General features: G+C 67.7%; 18 protein-coding genes and 1 tRNA gene. 12 read left to right on the top strand and 7 right to left on the bottom strand.

What is annotated here, in order from left to right:
• Position 1 precedes the first annotated feature (1 nt).
• Positions 2-853 carry a helix-turn-helix domain-containing protein gene (locus ACZ7GZ_RS36075; protein WP_471030978.1) on the bottom strand — a complete coding sequence of 284 codons (852 nt, stop codon included), beginning with the start codon at positions 851-853 and terminating at the stop codon, positions 2-4.
• 477 nt (positions 854-1,330) lie between these two features.
• Between ACZ7GZ_RS36075 and ACZ7GZ_RS36080 the strand changes: the two genes are divergently transcribed.
• The 5 genes from ACZ7GZ_RS36080 (at position 1,331) to ACZ7GZ_RS36100 (ending at position 5,825) form a co-directional block, all read left to right on the top strand.
• Positions 1,331-1,588, top strand: a complete 258-nt coding sequence (locus ACZ7GZ_RS36080; protein ID WP_471030980.1) for a helix-turn-helix domain-containing protein — start codon at positions 1,331-1,333, stop codon at positions 1,586-1,588.
• A 132-nt stretch (positions 1,589-1,720) separates the two neighbouring features.
• The gene (locus ACZ7GZ_RS36085) at positions 1,721-1,933 is read left to right on the top strand and encodes a helix-turn-helix domain-containing protein (protein ID WP_470810841.1); all 213 of its coding nucleotides are present in this window, start codon (positions 1,721-1,723) and stop codon (positions 1,931-1,933) included.
• Positions 1,933-3,081 carry a tyrosine-type recombinase/integrase gene (locus tag ACZ7GZ_RS36090; RefSeq protein WP_471030982.1) on the top strand — a complete coding sequence of 383 codons (1,149 nt, stop codon included), beginning with the start codon at positions 1,933-1,935 and terminating at the stop codon, positions 3,079-3,081. The genes ACZ7GZ_RS36085 and ACZ7GZ_RS36090 overlap by 1 nt, the downstream gene beginning before the upstream one ends.
• A gap of 201 nt (positions 3,082-3,282) precedes the next feature.
• Entirely contained in the window at positions 3,283-5,349 is a 2,067-nt protein-coding gene (locus ACZ7GZ_RS36095; RefSeq protein ID WP_471030983.1) for a GNAT family N-acetyltransferase, read from the top strand.
• The gene (locus ACZ7GZ_RS36100; protein WP_470810838.1) at positions 5,346-5,825 is read left to right on the top strand and encodes an ASCH domain-containing protein; all 480 of its coding nucleotides are present in this window, start codon (positions 5,346-5,348) and stop codon (positions 5,823-5,825) included. The genes ACZ7GZ_RS36095 and ACZ7GZ_RS36100 overlap by 4 nt, the downstream gene beginning before the upstream one ends.
• Before the next feature lie 39 nt (positions 5,826-5,864).
• Here the strand turns inward: ACZ7GZ_RS36100 and ACZ7GZ_RS36105 are convergent, their stop codons facing one another.
• Entirely contained in the window at positions 5,865-6,383 is a 519-nt protein-coding gene (locus tag ACZ7GZ_RS36105) for a hypothetical protein (RefSeq protein WP_471030986.1), read from the bottom strand.
• A 538-nt stretch (positions 6,384-6,921) separates the two neighbouring features.
• Positions 6,922-6,995 (bottom strand) — tRNA-Gly (locus tag ACZ7GZ_RS36110).
• Between the two features lie 280 nt (positions 6,996-7,275).
• Between ACZ7GZ_RS36110 and ACZ7GZ_RS36115 the strand changes: the two genes are divergently transcribed.
• From ACZ7GZ_RS36115 to ACZ7GZ_RS36130, 4 genes are all read left to right on the top strand, one after another.
• A complete protein-coding gene (locus ACZ7GZ_RS36115) occupies positions 7,276-7,434 on the top strand; it encodes a hypothetical protein (RefSeq protein WP_471030989.1) in 159 nt (52 codons plus the stop codon).
• Between the two features lie 156 nt (positions 7,435-7,590).
• The gene (dcd, locus tag ACZ7GZ_RS36120; RefSeq protein ID WP_471030990.1) at positions 7,591-8,166 is read left to right on the top strand and encodes a dCTP deaminase; all 576 of its coding nucleotides are present in this window, start codon (positions 7,591-7,593) and stop codon (positions 8,164-8,166) included.
• Positions 8,167-8,180: 14 nt separating this feature from the next.
• Positions 8,181-8,690 (top strand): phosphoribosyltransferase, encoded by a 510-nt coding sequence (locus ACZ7GZ_RS36125; RefSeq protein WP_471030992.1) that lies wholly within the window; start codon positions 8,181-8,183, stop codon positions 8,688-8,690.
• A gap of 47 nt (positions 8,691-8,737) precedes the next feature.
• A complete protein-coding gene (locus ACZ7GZ_RS36130; protein ID WP_471030995.1) occupies positions 8,738-8,950 on the top strand; it encodes a hypothetical protein in 213 nt (70 codons plus the stop codon).
• Between the two features lie 648 nt (positions 8,951-9,598).
• Here ACZ7GZ_RS36130 and ACZ7GZ_RS36135 read toward each other — a convergent pair.
• Complete coding sequence (locus tag ACZ7GZ_RS36135; protein WP_471030997.1) at positions 9,599-10,672, bottom strand: Yip1 family protein; 1,074 nt, start codon at positions 10,670-10,672, stop codon at positions 9,599-9,601.
• A 107-nt stretch (positions 10,673-10,779) separates the two neighbouring features.
• Between ACZ7GZ_RS36135 and ACZ7GZ_RS36140 the strand changes: the two genes are divergently transcribed.
• The gene (locus ACZ7GZ_RS36140) at positions 10,780-11,103 is read left to right on the top strand and encodes an antibiotic biosynthesis monooxygenase family protein (RefSeq protein WP_471030999.1); all 324 of its coding nucleotides are present in this window, start codon (positions 10,780-10,782) and stop codon (positions 11,101-11,103) included.
• 33 nt (positions 11,104-11,136) lie between these two features.
• On the opposite strand, the gene ACZ7GZ_RS36145 is transcribed toward ACZ7GZ_RS36140, so the two are convergent.
• Positions 11,137-11,385, bottom strand: coding sequence for a GntR family transcriptional regulator (locus tag ACZ7GZ_RS36145; protein WP_471031002.1), 249 nt, complete (start codon positions 11,383-11,385; stop codon positions 11,137-11,139).
• 162 nt (positions 11,386-11,547) lie between these two features.
• Here ACZ7GZ_RS36145 and ACZ7GZ_RS36150 point away from each other — a divergent pair, with 162 nt between their 5' ends.
• Entirely contained in the window at positions 11,548-11,781 is a 234-nt protein-coding gene (locus ACZ7GZ_RS36150; RefSeq protein WP_471031003.1) for a hypothetical protein, read from the top strand.
• A complete protein-coding gene (locus ACZ7GZ_RS36155) occupies positions 11,778-12,050 on the top strand; it encodes a hypothetical protein (protein WP_471031005.1) in 273 nt (90 codons plus the stop codon). The genes ACZ7GZ_RS36150 and ACZ7GZ_RS36155 overlap by 4 nt, the downstream gene beginning before the upstream one ends.
• A 53-nt stretch (positions 12,051-12,103) precedes the next feature.
• Here the strand turns inward: ACZ7GZ_RS36155 and ACZ7GZ_RS36160 are convergent, their stop codons facing one another.
• Entirely contained in the window at positions 12,104-12,844 is a 741-nt protein-coding gene (locus tag ACZ7GZ_RS36160; RefSeq protein ID WP_471031008.1) for an SDR family oxidoreductase, read from the bottom strand.
• A gap of 306 nt (positions 12,845-13,150) precedes the next feature.
• Positions 13,151-15,418 carry a (Fe-S)-binding protein gene (locus ACZ7GZ_RS36165; protein ID WP_471031009.1) on the bottom strand — a complete coding sequence of 756 codons (2,268 nt, stop codon included), beginning with the start codon at positions 15,416-15,418 and terminating at the stop codon, positions 13,151-13,153.
• Positions 15,419-15,601 lie beyond the last annotated feature (183 nt).

Here is a 15,601-nt window from a genome sequence, read left to right on the forward strand (position 1 = left end):
ATTACTCCGTTCCGGTCGGTTCGTCGAGGGCGGCGAGCAGGGCAGCGGTGTGGGCCTCGGCACGGGTCATGCCGGCCGTGGATGTGGGGGCGGTGGTGCCGCCGGGCAGGGCGTAGAGGTTCGGCCGGCCAGGGGCGGGGGTGCGTTCGCGGGCGATCCACGCACGCCAGTCGGCAGCCCACGCGGCGGCAGCGCGAGGGGCCCAGGCCGCCCGGTACGAGCGCCACTTCTCGTCGGCCGCTTGCAGGGCGTGCTCGCCGAGCCGGTCGAGGTGGCCGTGCTGCTGGAGCCAGGCCCGGGCGCCGTCGTCGATCCGCCACTCGGTGGCTTCGATGAGCGGGGCAGAGCTGCTGCTCTTACTACCGTTCACCTTCGGTTCTCTACTGTTCTGGGGGTCGGAATCCGTGCCCCCTCCGGGTCGGAATCCGTATCCCCCGGGGGCCAGATTCCGTTCCCCCAGGTCGGATTCCGGTCCCCCCTCGAAGGGGTCGGCAGGGTCGGATTCCGGTCCCCCAGGGGTCGGATTCCGATCCCCTGGGACGGCCGGATTGTGGTCCCCCTCGGGGGCCTGTTCGGCGAGGAACCGGGCGGCGGCCGGGAGGTGGTAGTACGTCTCTCCCCGCGGCCCCTTGCGGCCGGCAAGCTGCACCAGCTCACCACTGGCGATCAGCTTGTCCAGCGCGTCGCGCACGGCGGTGCGGGAGGCGTTCGCGCGCTTCATGAGGGCGGGCACGGACGCGTACGCGATGCAGCGCCGGTCGCGGCAGCGGTCGGCGATCAGGGCGAGCACCATGCGGGCGGTGCCCTTGCTGTGGCTGTGGTCCCACACCCATTCGCGGGCGTCGTGGCTCATAGGGCGGCGGCTCCTAGGTCGGGGCGGGGATGCGGTGGGCCCTTGTCGGGCGGTGCGCGGGGAGGGGCGGCGCAGCCCCGGCCCCGGCGTTGGGGAGGGCTGGTGGCGTCGCATAGCCAAGACAGCCACATGGATGCTGCACAAGTCCAGCATTCCGCCGGGGAAATCAGACAGCTGACGGCGAACGTGTCCTGTGCGCGGCAATTCCAAAACCATAAACCCGGATCGCCGGTTGACAAAAAAGTTGCCCTGCATGTCGAGCCAGAAGGATCACTTCGGGAAACCGTTGACCCCCGCTGCGGCGGCAAGCTACAACACAACACTCCACGTCAGAGGGCCTCATCGGGCTGGCGTAGCCAACCTCTGCCGGATACCCAGAACCCCACCCGGAGGCAACGCCCGGCCGCGCGCCGGGCGAAACATAGCCGACGATCGCCGGTTATCCAAACCGGCGATCGCAAGTTACAACTTGGAGCCATGGCAGCGCGATCCCTGGAAATAGGTCCCGCCGGAATACGGACCGCCCGCACTCTCGAAATCCTCCGTACCGAGCGCGGTCTAGCCCAACGCGAGCTCGCCGCCCGCGTCACCGCCCTCGGCCGCCCGATGTCCAACACGATGCTGTCCCGCATCGAACGCGCCCAGCGCCGCTGCGACATCGACGACCTCGTCGCTCTCGCCCAGGCCCTCCGCGTCTCACCCCTGGCTCTTCTCCACGGGGTGCATGCCGCGTAGGCCCGTGTGTCTCGGCCTGGGCTGCTGCCTCGAAACAACCTCTCCGAGTTAAGGACGTACCGCCTTTGCGCCGACCCGCAATACCCCCTGCCCTTGCCTACCCCCAGCGCACCGCCAAGGAGGTGACCGCGAATGGCTGACCGACTGCTGACGGTGGCCGAGGCCGGCGACCTGCTCGGCACGGGCGAGCGTTTCGTCCGCCGTCTGATCGCCGAGCGCCGGATCCGCTACGTCAAGCTCGGCCGCCCGGTGCGCATTCCGGAAAGCGCGATTGCCGAGTACATCGAGGCACGCACCGTTGAGCCGGTCCGCCGTATCCGCGCCCGCTACGGGAAGGCGGCCTGATGGCGGGACGCAAGCCGCAGCGGCGGCGCGAGTTCGGCACGGTGCGCAAGCTCTCCTCCGGCCGGTGGCAGGCCCGCTACCTGGGACCGGACGGGCAGCGGTACACCGCGCCGGAGACGTTCGACACCAAGTCCGACGCGCAGGAGTGGCTCAACCTCACCCGCGCCGACATCGAGCGCAATCAGTGGCGCGATCCGGACGCCGGTGCGGTCAACTTCAAGAAGTACGCCCAGCGCTGGCTGAAGGAGCGTGGACTGGCCCCCACGACGGTCGACCGCTACAGCGGTCTCCTGCACCTGCACATCTTGCCGAGCTTCGGGGGCAAGGACCTGGACGAGATCACCCCGCCCAGCGTCCGTACCTGGCGGGCCGAGCGCTTGAAGGCGACCGGCGCCACCACTGTCGCGAAGTCGTACCGGCTGCTGAAGGCCATCCTGCAGACGGCGGTCGACGATGACCTGCTCCGCAGCAACCCATGCCGTATCAAGGGCGCCGGCAAGGAGGAGGCCGACGAGCGTCCAACGGCCACGATCGAGCAGGTCTTCGACCTGGCCGACGTAATGGGCCCGCGCTGGCGCCTGATGGTCCTGCTCGGCGCGTTCGCCTCACTCCGCCCCGAGGAGCTGGCCGAGCTGCGCCGTCGCAGTGTCGATCTCGACGAATGCTCCGTGCGCATCACGCAGGCTTCCCCGGAGTTGACGAACGGCAAGCGGGTCACCGGCGATCCGAAGTCCCGGGCGGGCAAGCGCACCGTCTACCTGCCCGACTTCCTGCTCCCCGAGCTGCGCCGCCACCTGCAGTGGTTCGCCGAGAAGGAGCCGGACGGCCTCCTTTTCGTCGGGGAGAAGGGCGCACCGTTCCGCCGCTCGACCTTCGGGCGGAAGTGGCGCAAGGCCAGGAAGAAGGTCGGCATGGCGGACAACTTCCGCTTCTACGATCTCCGGCACACCGGCAACACCCTCGCCGCCGACACCGGAGCCAAGCTGAAGGACCTCATGGTCCGCGCTGGCCAGTCCTCCGAGCGGGCCCAGCTGATCTACCAGCACTCGACGACGAAGCACCAGCGCAAGCTGGCGCGGGGCATCGACGCCGAGGTGCGGCAACAGTTTCGTGATTCAGCCGTCGAGCAGGGAGCCATGGAGGCGTGAGGAAACCCTGACCGACGGAGTCCGGCCGGACGGTTTCGTCGGCCGGACTCCGACACGTCGGCACCGCGTGCGACAGCCTCCGCAGTGCCGTGCGCCCCTCGTGCCCCCTTGAGAGACGGCCGTGAGTGAGATCAGCTTTTCCTGCATGCACTGACAGGGGAGTTGTGGGCGGCCGTGATCGGCCCAACTGGAGGGGGGGCAATGGCTATCAAGTTGGTGTCCGTTTCGCCTGCGCAGGACGAGCTGATCGACAAGGCCATAGCCCTGGGTGATCGCTACACGAAGACGCTGGGGCTTCTGACGCCTCCTGCTTACCGGAAGGCAGCGGAGGATGGCGGCCTTCTGGCCGCGGTTGAAGCGGACGAGGTGCTCGGCTATGCGCTGTTCGGACTGCCGAAGAGGAGCGCGCGTATTCGGCTCGCACACCTGTGTGTGGCGGAGGAACAGCGCGGCCGGGGAATCGCCCGCCGGCTGGTGGAGGGCATCAAAGAGCGGTACCCGCAACGACTCGGGATCAAGGCCAAGTGCCGACGGGACTACAACCTGAGCGGGATGTGGCAGAGTCTGGGCTTCGTCCCGGATGGCGAGGTCCGAGGGCGGGGCCGTGACGGCGAGATCCTGGATGGATGGTGGTTGGACCTCGGCCATCCGGACCTGTTCACGGAGATGGAGAGCGACGCGCTTCTGGTAGTGACGGTCGACCACGGAGTGTTCGCCGATCTGCGCGGCCTCGCTGACACGGCTGGCGCGGAGGAATCCCGCGCACTGGAAGCCGGATGGATGGCGGATCTCGTCGAGCTCGCCTACACACCCCAGTTGGTTCATCAGATCCGGGACCTCGCAGATACGGCAGAGCGTCAGCACCAGCGGGCGGCTCTGACCGGCCTGCGCAAGCTGTCCCCCGACTCGGCAGCTGTGGACGAGCGAACCCGTGAACTGCTCGTGGCCGCCACGCAGGCCATCCCCAGTCTGACCGTCGGCGCTGAGCTTCGGCTCTGCCTGCGGTACGTGGCCGAGACCTCATGTGCCGGTCTGCAAGTCCTGGCGACCCGCGATCCGCTGTTGTCCCGCCTGGCTGACGTGGCCTGGGAGGTCGCCCGGGTCCGGGTCGTCTCGCCTTCGACCGTGACGCTGCACGTGGATGAATTGCGGCAGGCCCAGGTGTATCGCCCGGCCGATCTGATGGGGACGGAGTTCCGGTCCGGCGAGGTGGCACCAGGCGCAGAGGGCGAACTGGTCGCCTTCTTCCACCAGGCGGGTGGCGACGATGGCTCGGCCTTCGCCGAGCGCCTGCGGTCGCTGAACGGGGGTGCGGTCGCCTGGCGCCGCGAACTGCTCAGGGATGGTCAGGGCCACCCAGTTGCCCTCTACGCATGGGCGCTGGATGGGCGAACGCTGGTTGTCCCCGTCCTTCGTACGGCCAGCCACCCACTGGAAGAGACTCTGGCCCGGCAGCTCCTCTTCCTGATCAAGCGGCTTGGCCGGGACTGCGGTGCAGAGATCATCCGCATCAGCGATCCGCATCCCTCCGCGGCCGCCAAGTCCGCAGCAGGCGACGACGGGTTCTTCGAGCATGACGGCAGGCTTGTCGCCCTCCTCGTGAATGTGTGCGGGACGGCTGCCGAGGTGGAGGCTGTGGCTGGCGGACTGGCCCGCGAGCTGACCGTGGAGACGACCGCGCTCCGCGCCGGCATGCCCGCCGAGGTGGCCGCCGTGGTTGAGCGGGCGTGGTGGCCGGCGAAGGTCATCGACTCGGAGCTGCCGTCCTTCCTGGTGCCCATCAAGCCGCGCTGGTCAACCGAGCTGTTCAACGTCCCGGCCATGCTCATTCCTCGGAGTGACGCCCTGGGCATCAGCAGGGAGCACGTCTACTACCGTTCCTCGGGCCGTCGCGGGGAGAGCGTCCCGGCTCGCCTGCTCTGGTACGTCAGCGAGGGCAGCTCCCCGGGCGAAGGCCAAATGGTGGTGGGCAGTTCGCGACTCGACGAGGTGCTCATCGACACGCCCGACACCCTCTTCTCGAAATTCGAACACCTGGGCGTATATGGTCGGGCTGAGGTTCAAGCAGCTGCTGACACCTCCGGCCACGCCATGGCACTGAGGTTCTCGGACACCGAGATCTTCCCGAAGCCGGTGACGCTGCGGCGATTGACCTCGCTGGCCAGGGAGCGGGGACTACCGTGGTCGCCGAGTTCGCTGATCTCGCTGTCCAAGATCAGCGAGGAGCTGTTCCAGGCGATCTACCAAGAGGGGCACCGAACGACGTGAACGATCCGGAACGCGCGATGCTGCTGTCCGTCCACCCGCGCTTCGCCACCGCGATTTTGGCCGGCAGCAAGACGGTGGAGGTCCGCCGCCAACGCGTCGCTGCGCCACCCGGAACCCCGGTTCTGCTGTACGCGACCGCGCCCACCATGGCTGTGGTGGGCATGGCGCGCATCGCTTCAGTCCATGTCGCCTCCCCAAAGGAGGTGTGGTCCGCCCACAGCACCCAGACGGGAATCACTCGGCGTGAGTACGACGCCTACATGAGTGGCGCGACTCAGGCGAGCGGCCTCACGCTGGAGGATCCCGTCTCCTTCGGCGAGCCGGTGACGCTCAGCGCGCTGCGCTCCGCGGGGGCTTTCCACCCTCCACAGAGCTACCGCTACATGAAGGGCGAAGAGCTTCGGCAGGTAGCCGTGGCAGGACCTGTCGTAGGCACCGCCCTTCGTGAAGCGTTGGGAGACCTGGTGCCTGCCTAAGGCAAGGGTCGAAGCCCTGGGTTGCCGCGTCCTACGTGATCAGTCGAAGAACAACGTGGCCCATGGGAGCCCAGCGACAACGCCGCCGTGGTGCGAACATGCACCTCGTCGGCCGATGGAGCTGGACGGCCACCCGTCGCTGCAGTGAACGGGTGAGGGCATTTCTACCCGGCTGACCTCGGTAGGGGCCTGATCTATGCGGGTGGCCTCGGCGATGAAGTCGCTGTCGAAGCACTCCTGATGGTCGAGAACGATGCGTGCAGCCTGACCAGCCAGGTCGCGCTTCTTGGCGTACGCCGTTGCTATGTCCAGCTCGGTGGCTGATGTGGTGTCGAGGTTTCCGAGATCGGCGGGGAGCTTGGTCCCGAGCTGCAGGATGCTGATGTTCGGGTCGCCGGCGAACACCAAAGGAATCCGTACGGCGCGAGCCTTGTCGCTCAGAGCAAGGGCCTCGGTTCGGTGTGGCCGGCACATGGACTCGTGCTGATCGTCCTTCCAGGCATCCCAGACACCGACGCCAAGGCCAACAAACACGGCCAGGGTGACGAGCGAGAGCACGACTCTGATCGTCCGTTGTTCTCGTTCTGCCTGCTGCCTCGCCGTCTCGGTCCGAGCTTTTGCCTCCTCGGCGGCAGCTTCACGCTCAGCTCGGGTGGCGTGGTGCCGACAGCCTCGGCCGATCTCCTGGGGGAGCTTGCAGGGCGTCCCTTTCTTCGTGGGACGCCCACAACGCGATGACGTTCGGCGTCTTCGAGAACGGTCGTACCTCGTGGGCATGGCGCGCATTGTGAACCACCCGCTCATGCTGCCGCTGCGAAACGACCGAAGTGCAGTCCGGATGGTCGACAGCTGCGTGCCAGCCCGCAAGCCGCCCTTTGCGTAAGCGACTTCACCATCATTTGCACAACTTGTGGCTCGGATCACGCGAAATACGTCTCGCTATTCGAGACGAACCAGGGTGGGGGCGGCCAGAGAGGCGTCCAGGCACCCCTGAAATGACCGCTCAGCCTCGACTTAGGGCACGCGGAGGGCATGCCGCCCTCAAATTGGACTAGACAACAAACAAACCCCAGGCCGCTGACCTGGGGTTTCTCTCTGGAGCGGGTGACGAGAATCGAACTCGCGCTCTCAGCTTGGGAAGCTGATGTTCTACCATTAAACTACACCCGCGTAAGTACGGACATGCCCTTCGCGGAGCCGGTGTCCGGACATCGCTCACTTTACCTCATCGCGGACCCCTGGTGCCGAAGCCCTGGGGTCTGAGTCTGTTTCAGGGGTGGGATCCGGCTGCGGCCGGGCCGAGTTGGGGCGTACCGTGGAGGCCTGAGGGAGGGTCCGGGTGGGGCCGGAGTGCCGCCTGGAGAGTCGTCTCTTTGATCCCGTAATGTGGCTTTTGTCGTCAGGGCGGTAAGCCCGACGAGGCTCTTGGGGAAGGGACTTAAGGGACTTGATGGAACGCACCGTCGTCCGCTGCGCGGACGGGCACGTCTTCAGCACCGCTTCGTTCCCGATGCAGCAGGCCGATCGGCTCGGCCCCCGCCGGCTCATGAGGTGCCCCCGGTGCGCCCGGCTCCGCAGTGTGGTGCCGGTCGCCCTGGAGAAGCGCTAGAGGCGTCGGCGGGAAAGCCGGGGCAGGCCCGAGGCAGGGAACAGAAGCCGCAGCGGTGTCCCGGACTGCGCGGCAGGCACACGCCGCGGTGGTAACTCAGGCGCGCGGAGTCGTCACGATTGTCACGGCTCCGCGCGCCTTGCGTATCCTCGCTACGTGCTTCTCTCAGACAAGGACATCCGGGCCGAGATCGACGCCGGGCGGGTACGGATCGATCCCTACGACGAATCCATGGTGCAGCCGTCGAGCATCGACGTACGGCTGGACCGGTATTTCCGGGTGTTCGAGAACCACCGCTACCCGCACATCGACCCCGCCGTCGAGCAGCCCGACCTGACGCGGCTCGTGGAACCGGAGGGGGACGAGCCGTTCATCCTGCACCCCGGGGAGTTCGTGCTCGCCTCCACGTACGAGGTCATCTCGCTTCCCGACGATCTTGCCTCGCGGCTGGAGGGGAAGAGCTCGCTCGGGCGGCTGGGGCTGGTCACGCACTCCACCGCCGGGTTCATCGACCCCGGATTCAGCGGGCACGTGACGCTCGAACTGTCCAATCTCGCCACGCTGCCGATCAAGCTCTGGCCTGGGATGAAGATCGGCCAGCTGTGCATGTTCCGGCTGACCTCGCCCGCCGAGTCCCCGTACGGCAGCGAGCGCTACGGCTCCCGGTACCAGGGCCAGCGCGGGCCGACCGCCTCGCGGTCCTACGTCAATTTCCATCGGACCCAGGTGTGAGGGCAGCCACAAACATGAGCGATGTTCGCGAGAACCTGACCTACGAGCGGTTCGGTGCCGCCATCCGCGAGCTCGCGCAGACCGTCGCCGACGACGGGTACGAGCCGGACATCGTGCTCAGCATCGCGCGCGGTGGCGTGTTCGTCGCCGGCGGGCTCGCCTATGCCCTGGACTGCAAGAACATCCACCTGGTGAACGTCGAGTTCTACACCGGGGTGGGTACGACGCTCGAGATGCCGGTCATGCTCGCGCCGGTCCCGAACGTGATCGACTTCTCCGACAAGAAGGTCCTGATCACCGACGACGTCGCCGACACCGGCAAGACGCTGAAGCTCGTCCGCGACTTCTGCCTCGACACCGTCGCCGAGGTGCGCTCCGCGGTGATCTATGAGAAGTCCCACTCCCTCGTGAAGTGCGAGTACGTCTGGAAGCGGACGGATGAGTGGATCAACTTCCCGTGGAGTGTCTTGCCTCCAGTACATAAGTCGGGCGAGGCGCCGAAGGAGAACAAGGAAGCGCTCTGACCTGCTGCTCCCTTGCGTGGGTCGAGAGTCCTCGTTTTGATCTCTGCATGGACCCCAAGGACGAGGGCATAGGTGTGGCGGACGGCGAGATCATCGCTGGGCGCATCGTCCTGGGCATCAAGGCACTACGAGACCACCTCGGGTGTTCGCTGCATGAGGCGCTTGACGCCTACACGAGGCGCTACGAGCAGCTGCGCCGCGAGAGGCCGGCCGACTTCTCGGTGAGTCACGGGGACTACTGGAAGAACTTCTACTCCTGAGCCGGTGCGGTCTTGAAAACCGTCGTGGCGCAAGCCACCGTGGGTTCAAATCCCACCCCCACCGCGCAGGCGAACGGCCCCTGACCAGCTGAATCGGTCAGGGGCCGTTGTGTTGTGCCGACGCCCGCTCGACGCCACTGCCGGTTGCTGGGGCTTGCTGTACTTCGCTGCTGTACCGCAGGCCACGCGCCAGGCGGTTGTCAGTGCCCCTTGCTAGCTTGCCTGGTGGAGTGAGACCGGTCAGAGAACCTTCGAGGTCCGCGGTCAAGGGGGGTGGGCATAAAGGTCCCCGGGAGCCACCTCGGGACTATGTTGCAGGCCCCAGACCCCACCCCCCTCATCACCCGGCCAACACGCTTTCCAACTGTGTTGGTGGGGTGTTGGGGTGCGTGCGGGGGCGTTCACGTGCGTTCATGGACGGCTGGTCGGTGTGAAGGAACCAGAAGTGAGTCCGTCACGGCCGTTCGCGCTACGCGTAGGTCACGACCACGATCGATATGGCGATCCCAAGAAGGACGCCTATGCCAAGCCAACGCCACCGCCCTTCCCGGTCGGGCAGAACCACCGGCGGGGGTGGGGTAACCCTTGTCTCTACGCGCAAAGGGCCCCCGGCTGCCGTGCCGGGGGCCCTTTCGTCTGCGTGAACGATCAGAACGTGCCGAGCTTCACGATCGACAGCAGCGCGGTCAGCTGGATCGCCGACGCGCCCAGTGCCTTCGGCCAGGGCAGGTCGTGGGAGCGGGAGACCATCAGCGTCAGCAGGGCGCCCGCGCCGATCCAGGTGGCCCAGCCGAGGAGCTGGACGAAGCCGGCGTCGCCGCCGAAGAACATGGCGACGACCAGGCGGGGCGCGTCCGTGAGGGCGGTGATCAGCATGGACAGGCCGACCGTCGGCTGCCAGGCGCCGTCGCCGCCGAGCTGGCGGGCCAGGGTGTGGGTGACCACGCCCAGGATGAACAGGCCGAACACCATCACGACCGCGGTTATCAGCACGATCGGCACCGCGTTGGAGAGCGTGGCGCTGATCGCGTCCTTGCGGGCGCCGTCGAAGCCGAACACGGCCAGCAGGCCGTAGAGGAAGGTGGTGATGAGCGCCGGGGTCCACATCGTGTAGTCCCGCATGCGCAGGAAGGTCCGGTCGGGGGAGAGGATGACCCCCTTCAGCAGTTCCTTCCAGTGCAGGGGCGGCCCGAGCGGGGCGGCGGGTGCGGCGGAGCCGGCCTGGTAGGTCCCGCCCTGGGTGTAGTCGGCGGCCTCGTCGATCGAGAACGCCTGGGTGTGGCCCGGTTGGTTGGCCGCGTACGGGTCCCGGCCGGAAGCGCCGGCGCCCGGGTAGCCGCCGTCGTCCCCGAAGTACTCCGGCCCGTCGTCGGCCGGGCCCGGGTGTCCGTACGACTGGCCCTGCCGGCCGTACGGCTGTCCCTGCTGCGGGTACGAGGGCTGCTGCTGGCCCGGCTGCGGGTACGGCCGCTGCGGCGCCTGCGGGTAGCCGTACGAGGGCCCCGAGGGCTGCCCGTACGACGGCCCCGCGGGCTGCCCCTGCTGCGGTCCGGGCCGGCCGTACGACGGTCCCTGCTGCGCCTGCTGTCCTTGGGGGGTGCGGTTGTCCCGGCCCCCGCGTCCGATCCTGAATCCAGCCACGTCATCGAACGTACCTGGTCCCGGAGGGTGACGTGCCGGGCCCGGGCGTCCGGGCCCGGCTTTGCGGCCGACCTGTGACATCCCCTAAGGGACCGTCAGCGACTCGACCAGGGAGCCTTCAGGGGTTTCCCCCCCGTTTCCCCTCGGGGGTCTCCGGCTCCCGTCCACAGTTGGGTAAGGATGGGGGCATGAGCGTAGTGAAGATCAATGTGCTGACCGTGCCCGCCGAGCAGCGGGAGGTGCTGGAGAAGCGGTTCGCGTCGCGGGCCCACGCGGTGGAGAACTCCGACGGCTTCGAGTGGTTCGAGCTGCTGCGGCCCGTCGAGGGCACCGACACGTACCTCGTGTACACGCGCTGGCGTGACGAGGAGTCGTTCCAGGCGTGGATGGAGGGCCCGATGAAGACCGCGCATCAGGGCGGCGCGGAGGGCGAACGGCCGAAGCCGGCCGCCTCCGGCTCCACGCTGTGGTCGTTCGAGGTGGTGCAGCAGGCGGGCCCGAAGAGCGAGTAGCCACCGCGCCGGGCGCCCCGTTGCCGACGGTCCCTATGCGGACGGTTCGGTGGCGGGGCGTTCCGATACAAAGGAGCCGAGGCCGGGCTCTGTGTAGATGAGGCCCTCCTTGCGCAGGTTCTGGAGGACCTTCTGGGCCGTCGCCGTGGCGATTCCGAACTCGGCGATGATCTGCATGACGGACGGTACTCGGGTGCGGGGCGGATAGGTCCCGTCGTCAATCCGGCCACGGATGACTTCGGCGACCTGCCGCCAACGTGGAATATCTGGTGCGAACTGCATCACTACACCACCATGCCTGTAGCGGGTACACCAGTGCGATCCGTGATAGGGCCTAGTACACCATGCCTCACTACCGCTACAGTGAGGCAACGAAAGACCCCCGCGACGGGTGGAGCCGTCCGGGGGCGTGGCCACCAGCCGTACCTGAACGGAGCTGATGACATGACCGACCTTATCCGCCGCTTAATCGCCCGCGTGGGCCTCCTGTTGTTTCCGCCCGGCGCTCAGCGGCCCCCGTACGTCGATTTCGAGCCGCCACCAGCGCCGCCCCTCCCGCCTCACCGCAGTCCCTACGGCCTCGACACCCCCCTCGACGCCACCGCCCACAGGGCCGTACGGCCGTATGTGGACGCTCTTGAACAGCCGTACCGGGTCCGGGCGTTGGAGGCCGCATGACATACCCTCCGCGTCTGCTGCCCTGGTCGGGGGCAGAGGGCAAGCCCTGCTATCTCATCACCGACGGAGACGGCGGAACGCTCTCCCGGCTGGCCGACGCAACGGAGTCCGTGCAGCTCGGTATGGGTGGTCAACTGCTCGCCCACGCCCGGGAGATCCTGCCGGACACCCCGCCCGGCGAACTCCGCTTCCTCGCCGAGTGCTTGACCCAGGCCCTGGACGACGTCCTGCGTGTCGCGGAGAGCCGGGGGCGGCGGCTGGGGAGTTGAGGGCATGAACGCGTGAGGACCGGCCGCCGGTTCGGTTCCGGCGCAGTCCCCGCTCAGTTCCGCTTGAGCCAGTCCTCGTAGCGGGTGGCCGCGATGTGTGCCGTGTCGTCGCCGGCCAGCACCTCGTGGGGCATGCCCGCGAACAGGCCGGCGTTCTCGTCGGTGACGACGGTACGGCCGTCGGGCTTCACCGCCAGGGTGATCTCACCGAGCCGGTCGAGTCCGTGCACCTCGGGGCCCGCGATGTTGCGCACGCCGTTCGACGGTTCGCCCTGCGCCGCGTCGGCGACGGCGGCGGCGACATCGGCGGAGGCCATCGGACGCAGCCGGACGGACGGCAGGCGCACCTGAGTTCCCCCGGTCGTCATGTCCATCACCGGGGCGATGAACTCGAAGAACTGGGTGGCGCGCACGATGCTGTACGGCACACCGCTGCCGCGCACGGCTTCCTCCTGGGCGACCTTGGCCCGGTAGTAGCCGTAGTCGGGCACCTGGTCGACGCCGACGATGGAGAGTGTGACGTGGTGGCGGACACCCGCCTCCTTCTCGGCCTCGAACAGGTTCCGCGCGGAGCGGGTGAAGAAGTCCATCGCCGGCTCGGTGTCGAAGGACGGGGAGTTCGAGACGTCCACGACCACGTCCGCGCCCTCGAGGGCCTGGGCCAGGCCCTCGCCGGTGAGGGCGTCGACGCCTTTGGAGGGAGAGGCCGGCACGGCCTCGTGACCGCTCCCGCGCAGGCGTGTCACCACCTGCGAGCCGATGAGCCCCGTACCGCCGATGACCACGATCTTCATCGCTGTCTCCGTTCGCTGATGCGTTTGCGACGGATGCCGGGGCACGCCCCGGACCCGGTGCGCCACCGCGCACACCAGCCAGACAAGGCAGCGGGCGGTTCCGTGACAGCGGAGGCACGCCGGTGCCGTGCCGGGTCCCCACCCGTTGGCCCAGCCGGGTTCAGGCGTCGGTGGGCACCAGTGCCGGCCACGGGAGGGTCACCGGCTCCGGGTGCGGACGAACCCGGGGAATCCGGCCCCCTCGGGACACGACGGCGCCCCCTGCCTGTGCGTAGCAGGGGGCGCCGTCCGTCCGTGGAGCCGCGGTTACTTGACCGGCTCGGGCTCCGGCTCGCTCTCGGTCTCCGGCTCGCCCGCCGGGTCGACCGGCGTCCTGACCGAGTCGAGGAGCAGCTGGGCGACGTCCACGACCTGGATGGACTCCTTCGCCGTGCCGTCGTTCTTCTTGCCGTTGACCGAGTCGGTCAGCATGACGAGGCAGAACGGGCAGGCGGTGGAGACGATGTCCGGGTTCAGGGAGAGGGCCTCGTCGACGCGCTCGTTGTTGATGCGCTTGCCGATCCGCTCCTCCATCCACATCCGGGCACCACCGGCGCCGCAGCAGAAGCCGCGCTCCTTGTGGCGGTGCATCTCCTCGTTGCGCAGGCCCGGGACCTTGCCGATGATCTCGCGCGGGGGCGTGTAGATCTTGTTGTGGCGGCCCAGGTAGCACGGGTCGTGGTAGGTGATGATGCCCTCGACCGGGGTCACCGGGATCAGCTTGCCCTCGTCCACCAGGTGCTGCAGCAGCTGGGTGTGGTGGATGACCTCGTAGTCGCCGCCGAGCTGCGGGTACTCGTTGCCGAGCGTGTTGAGGCAGTGCGGGCAGGTGGCGACGATCTTCTTCGCCGACTTCGGCTTCCTGGTCGACTCGTCCTCGTCGTCCTCGCCGAAGGCCATGTTCAGCGCGGCCACGTTCTCCATGCCGAGCTCCTGGAACAGGGGCTCGTTGCCGAGGCGGCGGGCGGAGTCACCGGTGCACTTCTCGTCGCCGCCCATGATCGCGAACTTGACGCCCGCGATGTGCAGCAGCTCGGCGAAGGCCTTGGTGGTCTTCTTGGCGCGGTCCTCCAGGGCGCCGGCGCAGCCGACCCAGTACAGGTACTCGACCTCGGAGAGGTCCTCGATGTCCTTGCCGACGACCGGGACCTCGAAGTCGACCTCCTTGGTCCACTCCAGGCGCTGCTTCTTGGCCAGGCCCCAGGGGTTGCCCTTCTTCTCCAGGTTCTTGAGCATCGTGCCCGCCTCGGACGGGAACGCGGACTCGATCATCACCTGGTAGCGGCGCATGTCGACGATGTGGTCGACGTGCTCGATGTCCACCGGGCACTGCTCGACGCAGGCGCCGCAGGTGGTGCAGGACCACAGCACGTCCGGGTCGATGACGCCGTTCTCCTCGGCGGTGCCGATCAGCGGGCGCTCGGCCTCGGCCAGGGCGGCGGCGGGGACGCCGGCCAGCTGCTCCTCGGAGGCCTTCTCCTCGCCCTCCATGGTCTTGCCGCCACCGGCCAGCAGGTACGGCGCCTTGGCGTGCGCGTGGTCCCGCAGCGACATGATCAGCAGCTTCGGGGAGAGCGGCTTGCCGGTGTTCCAGGCGGGGCACTGTGACTGGCAGCGGCCGCACTCGGTGCAGGTGGAGAAGTCCAGCAGGCCCTTCCAGGAGAACTGCTCGACCTGGGAGACACCGAAGACGTCGTCGTCACCGGGGTCGGTGAAGTCGATCGGCTTGCCGCCGGAGGTCATCGGGAGCAGGGCGCCGAGGGAGGTCTCACCGGCGGCGTTGCGCTTGAAGAAGATGTTCGGGAACGCCAGGAAGCGGTGCCAGGCCACACCCATGTCGGTCTTCAGGGCGACCGTGATCATCCAGATGAAGGAGGTCGCGATCTTCAGGCCGGCGAAGAAGTAGGTGAGGTTCTGGAGCGTGGAGACGTCCATGCCCTTCAGCCAGGACACCACCGGGTACGAGAGGAAGAACGAGGCCTCGTAGCCGTCGACGTGGTGCTGGGCGCCTTCGAGGGCGTGGAGCATGAAGATGCAGACGCCGACGATGAGGATGACGGCCTCGACGAAGTACGCCTGGCCGAAGTTGGAGCCGGCGAAGCGGGACTTGCGGCCCGGGTTGCGCGGGTGGCTCAGCTGGCGGATGCCGATCAGGACGAGGATGCCGACGACCGTCATGGTGCCGATGAACTCGACATAGACGTTGTACGGCGCCCACTCGCCGATGACCGGCAGGATCCAGTCCGCTTTGAACAGCTGCCCGATCGCGTTGACGATCGTCAGCAGCAGGGTGAAGAAGCCCACCGCCACGAACCAGTGCGCCACACCGACGACGCCCCAGCGGTTCATCCGGGTGTGGCCGAGGAACTCCCGGACCACGGTGAGGGTGCGCTGTGCGGGGTCGTTGGTCCGCGTGCCGGCCGGTACCGACTGGCCCAGCCGCATGAAATTGAAGATCTGGAGGAGGGCGCGGCCGAACAGTGCCACGCCGACCACGATCAGGACCAGCGACACGATGATCGCGGCGAGTTGCATTGGGGCTCCTGAGGCGGCCTCGAACTGACTGAGCGACTTAACGGACGACATTACTAAGCGGTAACTTAGGTAGTCCGTCTGAGACTACCCCCATCTTCCGTCGGGATGCAGCCGGGCGCGGGGTGATGCGCATCATCCTGCGGGTCATCGGATCGTGTTATTCGTACCGAATTGCTACATTCG

The sequence above is a fragment of the Streptomyces sp. NPDC037288 genome, assembly GCF_055603265.1.